Raw genomic sequence first — 7,707 nt, forward strand, 5'->3', positions numbered from 1 at the left:
TCTCATCGAATGGGTTCATCGACATTTTGACGTTCGCGAGATCGACACCGGTCCCGTCCGCTTTCACACGAACTTTCACGTTGTAGTCAATCACGCGCTTGACAGGTACTAGTACCTTCATGGGCGTTGGACTCCTCAAAGTTTGTCAAAGCCGCCAGAGGCAGCTCATCCGGATGCTCTCACCGTGTTGATATATATTTGCGCCCGGCGAAAACAGAGCAAAATCGTCACGTTTTGGCGCAACGACGTCGCGTATGGAGCTTTTCACGCGACGTTCTTTGCAAGAATGTTTCCGCGTTGCAGAAAGTTTACGTAAGGAGAGATCGCGTCAACTTGTGTGTTAGCGCAACCCCATGCTGTTTTCGTCAAAACCGATTCGGAGGGAACGCCGCCGGTGCTTAGCGATTGGCGCCGGGCACCCAGAGCACATCATCCGCACCATTGTTGTTGGCCACGCGGGAGGCCACAAAAAACCAGTCACTCAATCGGTTAAGATAGGTGACCGCGTCTGCATTCACATCTTCAGTCTGCGCCAGTTCCACGGAGAGCCGTTCGGCGCGGCGTGCCACAGTGCGGCATACATGCAGGTGCGCGGCCAATGCGGATCCGCCAGGCAGAACGAAGCTGCGCAGAGGGGTCAAATTGGCATTCATCGCATCAATTTCATCTTCCAGACGGGTGACTTGACTGGCGGTCATGCGCAGCGGCGGGTACTCGGCTTCGGCGTCTTTGGCCATATCCGGGCGGCACAGGTCCGCGCCCAAATCAAAGAGATCGTTCTGAATGCGCATCAGAGCCGCATCCATTTCGCCTGCGGCATGCAGGCGTGCTACGCCCAGTGCGGCGTTGAGTTCATCAGAGGTGCCATAGGCGGCCACGCGGCCATCGTATTTGGCAACGCGCGCGCCATTGCCCAGAGCGGTGGTGCCCTTGTCACCGGTGCGGGTGTAAATCTTGTTGAGTACGACCATGGTCAGCCCTTTTTATATGCGTTTCAGCGCAGCCAGACGAAGGCGAGGATCAGGAGCACCGCCACAAATTGCGCGCCGATTCTGAGGCGCATAATTTTGTTTGCGTGTTTGCGGTTAAACTCGCCACCTTTGGCGAACCCGCCGACGCCGATCATCAAAATGATCAGCACGCCAACACAGGCTGCTGCGGCAACCCAAAAAAGGGGATCATTGGCCATTCGTCTGCTCCGTTTTGCTGAGGTGGGTTGGGTTTAGCTCGAGGGCGGTCCGAACTGAACCACAATTGGCTCTACGTTGTGTCATCCTTTTGCGATCACCCAATCCAAGATTTCTGTCGGTAGGGTGCGGCGCAGCACATTCATGAAGTGAGCAGGCTTGGTCACCCGGTACCTTGCGCGGGGACGGGGGGCCTCCAGTGCATGAATGAGTTTGTCGCACACTGCGCTGGCGGGCAACTCAAAGGGATCAAGGCTGGCTTTCTTTTGGGAGAAGCGCTTGACCAGTCCGGTGCGGTAGGCCTCTGCATGGGGGGAGTTTTCCCAGTCAATCCAGTGAAAGAACTGGGTCGCATTGTTGCGCCGCATGGCCGAGGTGATAGGGCCGGGCTGGATCAGAGACACATGAAGAGGTGTGTCGCGCAACTCCAGGCGCAGGCAGTCGCTCCAGCCTTCAAGTGCATGCTTTGAGGCCACATAGGCGCCTCGATAGCGCAGAGAGACATAGCCCAGAACTGAGGAGTTGTTGACGATGCGGCCGTGTCCCTGTTTGCGCATGACGGGCAGCACCTGTTGGGTCAGATCATGCCAGCCGATCAGGTTGCTTTCCATGAGGGTGCGCAATCCGGCGGCGGGCAAGTCTTCGACCGCGCCGGGCAGACCGCGGGCACCATTGTTAAAAAGCGCATCCAAGGTGCCGCCAGTGGCCTCCAACACATCCTTTAGGCCGGAGCGGATCGTGTCAGGCGCGCAGTAATCAATCAAGGGGCTTTCAAAGCCCTGTTTGATTAGGCGCTTGCAGTCTTTTTGACTGCGGCAGCTTGCAAAGACACGCCAGCCGCGATCACGCATGGTTTGTGCTGCGGCAAGTCCTATGCCGCTGGAGCAGCCCGTGATCAGGAGGGATTTTTGTGACATTGGTTGCCCTGCGGTTTGCACGTTTGTTTGCAGGGCAGACTACGGGGAAGAGGAGAGGGCGCAAACCCCTATTGAGAGCGAGCGGCCTGTCAGTTTGCCGCAGTGATCATCTTTGCAGACATCCATCCGATCTGACCGGATTCTTCGTCGCGTAATTTGACCCAGCCGTTTCCGTTTTCGCGCAGCACCTGCACTTCTTGTCCGCGTGTCAGAACCGTGAGTACGCCAAAAGAGGTGCCGGGGCCGCCACGCATGTTCACGCGGCTTCCGCGCACAAGGCGCATATCGGGTTTGGGGGCCTGTACTGCGGCGGAGGCTGGGACCACCTCGGATTGCGATACGGCTGGGGCGTTGAGCGAGAGGAGGGGGGCGCCCGGCGTGGCAAAAGCGGCGGCGCCATTGGCGAGGGAGGCCACGACGATTTCCGCACCATCGGTCGACGGTGAATACAGGTCTGAGGGTTGCGTGACCTGCGTCGGCTGCGCACTTGCAGCAGCGGCTTGTACAAGCGGCACGGTTGTTGTGTCCGAAGGCGCGCTTGCGGCGGATGCGGCGGGGCTCACCTGCGCCACGGTTTGGGGTGTCACGCGCGATTTTGGTTCGAAGTCTGATCCGCCGCTGAGTTCCCAGAAAACCCAACCCATAAAGCCAAAGCTGATTAAAATGAATTTGTTCACAACAATACCCTCGCGATACTCAATTCGCTCAAACGACTCGATGTCATTTAAAGCGTGTGAGGGGTTAACATGGACCTCACTATAGCACGGCGGGGAAAAAACGGCGATAGTTCCCGCGCATGCGCTTTACCGTCGCGACGCCAAAAGCTATCACCCTCTGTATGACAGACCTGATCGATGACGACGAGCTCCCCACCCAGAACGTAACGGAACCGCTGCGGCGCGCCATTGGCGACCGCTATCTGACTTATGCGCTGAGTACGATCATGCACCGCGCGTTGCCTGATGCGCGGGACGGGTTGAAGCCGGTCCACCGGCGAATCCTTTATGCGATGCGAGAGTTGAAGCTTTCGGCCACCGGGGGCTTCCGTAAATCAGCCAAGATTTCTGGCGACGTTATGGGGAACTATCACCCCCACGGCGATGCCGCGATTTATGATGCGATGGCGCGTCTGGCGCAGGATTTCAACGTGCGTTACCCGTTGGTGGACGGGCAGGGTAACTTCGGTAACATCGACGGGGATAATCCTGCGGCGAGCCGATATACCGAGGCCCGCATGACCTCTGTTGCGGAAGCGCTGTTGGAAGGTCTGAACGAGGATGCTGTTGATTTTCGGGAGAATTACGACGGCACGTTGAGTGAGCCTGTGGTGCTTCCGGCGACCTTCCCGAATCTCTTGGCCAATGGGGCCAGCGGGATTGCCGTGGGGATGGCGACAAACATTCCGCCGCACAATATCAGTGAGCTGTGCGACGCCTGTCTACATATGATTAAGACGCCGGATGTGCGCGAAGATACGTTGCTGAATTATGTGCCGGGGCCAGATTTCCCGACCGGTGGCGTGATTGTGGAACCTGCTGAAAACATCGCGCAGGCTTACCGCACGGGGCGTGGGTCTTTCCGGCTGCGCTGTAAATGGGAGAAGGAAGATCTGGGGCGGGGTCAGTGGCAGATTGTGGTCACGGAGATCCCCTATCAGGTGCAGAAATCTAAGCTGATCGAGAAGCTCGCGGAGCTGATCCAGACCAAGAAAGTGCCCATTTTGGCGGATGTGCGTGATGAATCCGCCGATGACATCCGCTTGGTGTTGGAACCACGCAGCAAAAATGTAGAGCCCGATGTTCTGATGAACATGCTCTATCGCAGCAGTGATCTTGAGATTCGATTCTCTCTCAATATGAACGTCTTGATTGATGGCGTGACCCCCAAGGTCTGCTCCATGAAAGAGGTTCTGCGGGCCTTTTTGGATTTCCGCCGCGAAGTATTGATCCGTCGCTCCAAACATCGGATGGAGAAGATCGATCACCGTCTGGAAGTGTTGGAAGGCTTCATCATTGCCTTCCTTAATCTGGATCGTGTGATTGACATCATCCGTTATGACGATGCGCCCAAACAGGCGTTGATGGCGGAGAACTGGGATCTGGATCACGCGCGGGCGAGTAGCGAGAAAGACTACAAATCTCCGCTGCCGGGCAGTGGTGTGAGCCAGCTGACCGAGGTGCAATCTGAGGCGATCCTTAACATGCGCCTGCGCAGCTTGCGTCGTCTGGAAGAGTTGGAGCTGATCCGGGAGCGGGATGCGCTGCAGGAAGAACGCGCTGGCATCGTTGCGCTTTTGGGCAGTGAAGACATGCAGTGGGAGCGCATTTCCGATCAACTGAAAGAGGCCAGAAAGACTTTTGGCAAAGGCTATGAAGGCGGCGCGCGGCGCACCGTCTTCGCCGAATCTGCTGAGGTCGAAGAAGTGCCGATTGAGGCGATGATCGACCGCGAGCCGGTGACGATTGTCTGCTCCCAGATGGGCTGGATTCGGGCGATGTCCGGCCATATTGATCTGACCCGCGAACTCAAGTTCAAGGATGGCGACGGGCCGCGGTTTATCTTCCATGCGGAGACCACGGATCGTTTGCTGATGTTTGGCAGCAATGGGCGCTTTTATACCCTGAGCGCGGCCAATCTGCCCGGTGGGCGTGGCATGGGGGAACCTGTGCGCCTGATGGTAGATTTGCCAAATGAGGCCGAGATCGTCGATATTTTTGTACATCAGCCGGAGGGACGTCTGCTCGTGGCGTCAACCGCAGGTGACGGGTTTGTGGTGCCGCAGAAAGATGTGATTGCCCAGACACGCACAGGCAAACAGGTGCTCAACGTCAAAGACGATGTGAAAGCGATGATCTGTAAGCCGGTGGTGGGTGATCACGTGGCTGTGGTGTCCAAGAATGGCCGGTTCCTTGTCTTCCCCGTTGAGGAGTTACCAGAGCTTGGACGTGGCAAAGGGGTTCGCATTCAGAAGTATAATATGGCGCGCGGGCGTCAGGGCACGCTGGAGCTGGATGGCGGGCTGTCTGACATCACCACTTTTAAGTGGGAAGAGGGGCTCACCTGGTCCATGGGCAACAGCGGTAAGACGCGCCATGAGCAAGATCTCTCGGACTGGTTGGCCAAACGCGCAAGCGTCGGGAAGAAGCCGCCCTATGGCTTTCCCAAAGACAATAAGTTCAAATGAGTTTCGGGGGCCGTTTGGCCCCCGTTTCTTATGTGAGGGCCGCAGGTGTTTCTGACCTGAGCGGCTTCGCTGTCAGCCAAACTCCGCCTTCTGGTCGGAGCGTGAGAATCATGACCGGTTTTGGCGGCCGGCCAGTGACCTCTTCAAATTGAAATTGGCGCAGCAGGGTTGCGAGGATGATCACGGCTTCCTGAATGGCAAAGCTTGCCCCGATACAGATGCGGGGCCCATCGCCAAAAGGCAGATATGCGTAGCGGTCAATGGATTTGCGATCCTCAAAGCGATCCGGATCAAAACTGTCTGGATTGTCCCAGAGTTGGTGGTGGCGACCAAGCGCATAGATTGGGATCATAACGGTGTCGCCGGGTCGAATCTCACGGGCACAGAGTATGTCGGCTTTCTGTGCTGTGCGCGATATGATGCCCGCCGGAGGATAGAGGCGCAGGGTCTCATCCACGATCTGGCGCAGGTAGGGGAGACGGGCCACATGCGCTCCGGTGATCGGGGCGTTGCCACAGATGCTGGCAATCTCTGCGCGGGCTTTGCTCTGCACTTCCTGATCAAAGGCACAGAGATAGAGCGCCCATGCCAATGTGAGCGCGGTGGTTTCATGGCCGGCAACGATGAAGGTCAGCAGGTTGTCGCGCAACTCTGCGGTGTTCATGCGCTTCTTGGTCTCAGGATCTTCACCCGTCAGCAACAGATCAAGCAAATCAGGTAAGTCTTTGCTACCCCGCTGGCGTCGGGCCTCAATCGCGGCGTCGGCGACTTTTTTCATGTCGCTTACCGCGTGACCCGACATTATGCGCCCCGGGCGGGGCACCCAGTCTGGCACCCCCAGCATATCAAACAGAGAGATTTTGCCGGCTTCCGCGATATAGGCGTCGATGGCGCGATGCACCCCGTCGCTATCAAAACTGCCATCACCAGAAAATGTCACCTCCGAAATCACGTCAAAGGTGGTGGCAACCATCTCCTCAAGCAGGTCCACCGCGCGCGGCCCTGCGGCGGCGATGCGATCGGCTGCGCGGTCGGCGGCCGCGGCCATGGTCGGGGCGAGATTGGCAATATTGCGATGTGTGAAGACCGGGGCAGCCGCGCGACGCTGCCAGCGCCAATGCGCACCTTCGGCAATAAAAAGGCTGTCACCGATGGCTGGGCGCAGGATGTTTTTGGTGGCTTTGGATTTGGGGTAGTCCTCAACTTTGGTGAGCAGCATCCGACGGATGGCGCCGGGGTCCATCACCATATGCCAGCGCAGGCCGGTGCGTCCGGAGACCATAGGTTGGCGCACAGCGATCTCTGGCAGGATGTTGAGCAGATTGCTGCGGGCCGCTTTCAGAGATCCAAAGAGTCCCAATGGCTCAGTGGCAAGCTGAGCGCGCACAGGAACGGCGGGGTGGTCGTTGCTAAAAGGTGAAGCAGGCTGCGACATCATGAACTCCTTGCGGATCATGATAGGCGGGAGATCACCACCCGCAAAGCCCACGATTGCGCGATTGAGGGGCATCGGCTATGTCAGCGGTCAAAGAAGAACGACGAGCGGTTGGGAATTTCGCCTATGTTGAGACTGGTTATGGGCCTTGTGGCGCTGGCTACACTGGTGGCCTGCACGACGCCCACCAAGAATGTCACCGACGAGACGCTGGATCTTGGGGATTTTGTGCTGGGGCACAATATCGTCGTCGCGCCGGATATCCAAAAAGGGGTGTTGTCGCGTGAAGCGGATACCGATGCGTTTATTGCCTCGATGAAAAACGCCATTGACGCCCGCATGGGGGCGAACCGCTATGACGGCACGCGGCTTGTGCATTTTGGCGTGAACATCAATGGCTATGTCTTGGCCCAGAAGGGGGTGCCAATTGTGTTGCAGCCCAGGTCAGGGCTGATCATCTCCGTGACCGCATGGGATGACCGCGCCGGTGGCAAATTCAACGAAGAGGCCAAGGAGATCTTTGTGCTGGAAACCTTCACTGGCGGCTCCTTGATCGCGTCCAGCGGTTTCAGCATGACGGCGCAGGAGCAGATGGACAACCTGACGTATAATGCGGCCCGCCAGATCGAGAAGTGGATGCATGAGAATGCGGCCTGTTTGGTGGATGACGTGCCGGCGGATGTGGTTGCGGCCTGTTGGCAGGACAACCGCAATGAGGAAATGCGCCAGAAGCTGGCAGAACAACAGAAGTGATTAAGCGAAAGTAAGCTTGATTTTTTGCGCGCAACGCAATATGTCGCGCGCGGTAGAGGAAAACGGGCCAATATCGGCCCACACCAAAGTAGAAGGCGCCCGAGATGGCTAAGGAAAAGTTTGAGCGCAGTAAACCGCACTGCAACATCGGCACCATTGGTCACGTTGACCACGGTAAAACCACACTGACAGCTGCGATCACCAAGCAATTTGGTGACTTCAAAGCCTACG

General features: G+C 57.5%; 8 protein-coding genes and 1 pseudogene. 3 read left to right on the top strand and 6 right to left on the bottom strand.

Features of this window, described 5'->3' with window-relative positions; genetic code table 11:
• From J7382_RS19715 to J7382_RS20245, 5 genes and pseudogenes are all read right to left on the bottom strand, one after another.
• Positions 1–121: pseudogene (locus tag J7382_RS19715) on the bottom strand (electron transfer flavoprotein subunit beta/FixA family protein); the annotation flags it as partial.
• A gap of 277 nt (positions 122–398) precedes the next feature.
• The gene (locus tag J7382_RS19720) at positions 399–971 is read right to left on the bottom strand and encodes a cob(I)yrinic acid a,c-diamide adenosyltransferase (protein ID WP_209070702.1); all 573 of its coding nucleotides are present in this window, start codon (positions 969–971) and stop codon (positions 399–401) included.
• Between the two features lie 23 nt (positions 972–994).
• Complete coding sequence (locus J7382_RS19725) at positions 995–1,189, bottom strand: twin transmembrane helix small protein (RefSeq protein ID WP_058238338.1); 195 nt, start codon at positions 1,187–1,189, stop codon at positions 995–997.
• 81 nt (positions 1,190–1,270) lie between these two features.
• Positions 1,271–2,104, bottom strand: coding sequence for an SDR family NAD(P)-dependent oxidoreductase (locus J7382_RS19730; RefSeq protein WP_209070703.1), 834 nt, complete (start codon positions 2,102–2,104; stop codon positions 1,271–1,273).
• Between the two features lie 89 nt (positions 2,105–2,193).
• Positions 2,194–2,781 carry an SH3 domain-containing protein gene (locus J7382_RS20245; RefSeq protein ID WP_209070704.1) on the bottom strand — a complete coding sequence of 196 codons (588 nt, stop codon included), beginning with the start codon at positions 2,779–2,781 and terminating at the stop codon, positions 2,194–2,196.
• 161 nt (positions 2,782–2,942) lie between these two features.
• Between J7382_RS20245 and J7382_RS19740 the strand changes: the two genes are divergently transcribed.
• The gene (locus J7382_RS19740; RefSeq protein ID WP_209070705.1) at positions 2,943–5,288 is read left to right on the top strand and encodes a DNA topoisomerase IV subunit A; all 2,346 of its coding nucleotides are present in this window, start codon (positions 2,943–2,945) and stop codon (positions 5,286–5,288) included.
• A 28-nt stretch (positions 5,289–5,316) separates the two neighbouring features.
• Here the strand turns inward: J7382_RS19740 and J7382_RS19745 are convergent, their stop codons facing one another.
• Complete coding sequence (locus J7382_RS19745) at positions 5,317–6,723, bottom strand: cytochrome P450 (RefSeq protein ID WP_209070706.1); 1,407 nt, start codon at positions 6,721–6,723, stop codon at positions 5,317–5,319.
• A gap of 126 nt (positions 6,724–6,849) precedes the next feature.
• Between J7382_RS19745 and J7382_RS19750 the strand changes: the two genes are divergently transcribed.
• Together J7382_RS19750 and J7382_RS19755 are read left to right on the top strand one after the other, a co-directional pair.
• Positions 6,850–7,476, top strand: a complete 627-nt coding sequence (locus J7382_RS19750) for a hypothetical protein (protein ID WP_209070707.1) — start codon at positions 6,850–6,852, stop codon at positions 7,474–7,476.
• A gap of 104 nt (positions 7,477–7,580) precedes the next feature.
• On the top strand, positions 7,581–7,707 hold a 127-nt coding region (locus tag J7382_RS19755), incomplete at its 3' end, for a GTP-binding protein (RefSeq protein ID WP_229802302.1).

Source organism: Shimia sp. R11_0 (genome assembly GCF_017744035.1).
GTDB lineage: Bacteria > Pseudomonadota > Alphaproteobacteria > Rhodobacterales > Rhodobacteraceae > Shimia > Shimia marina.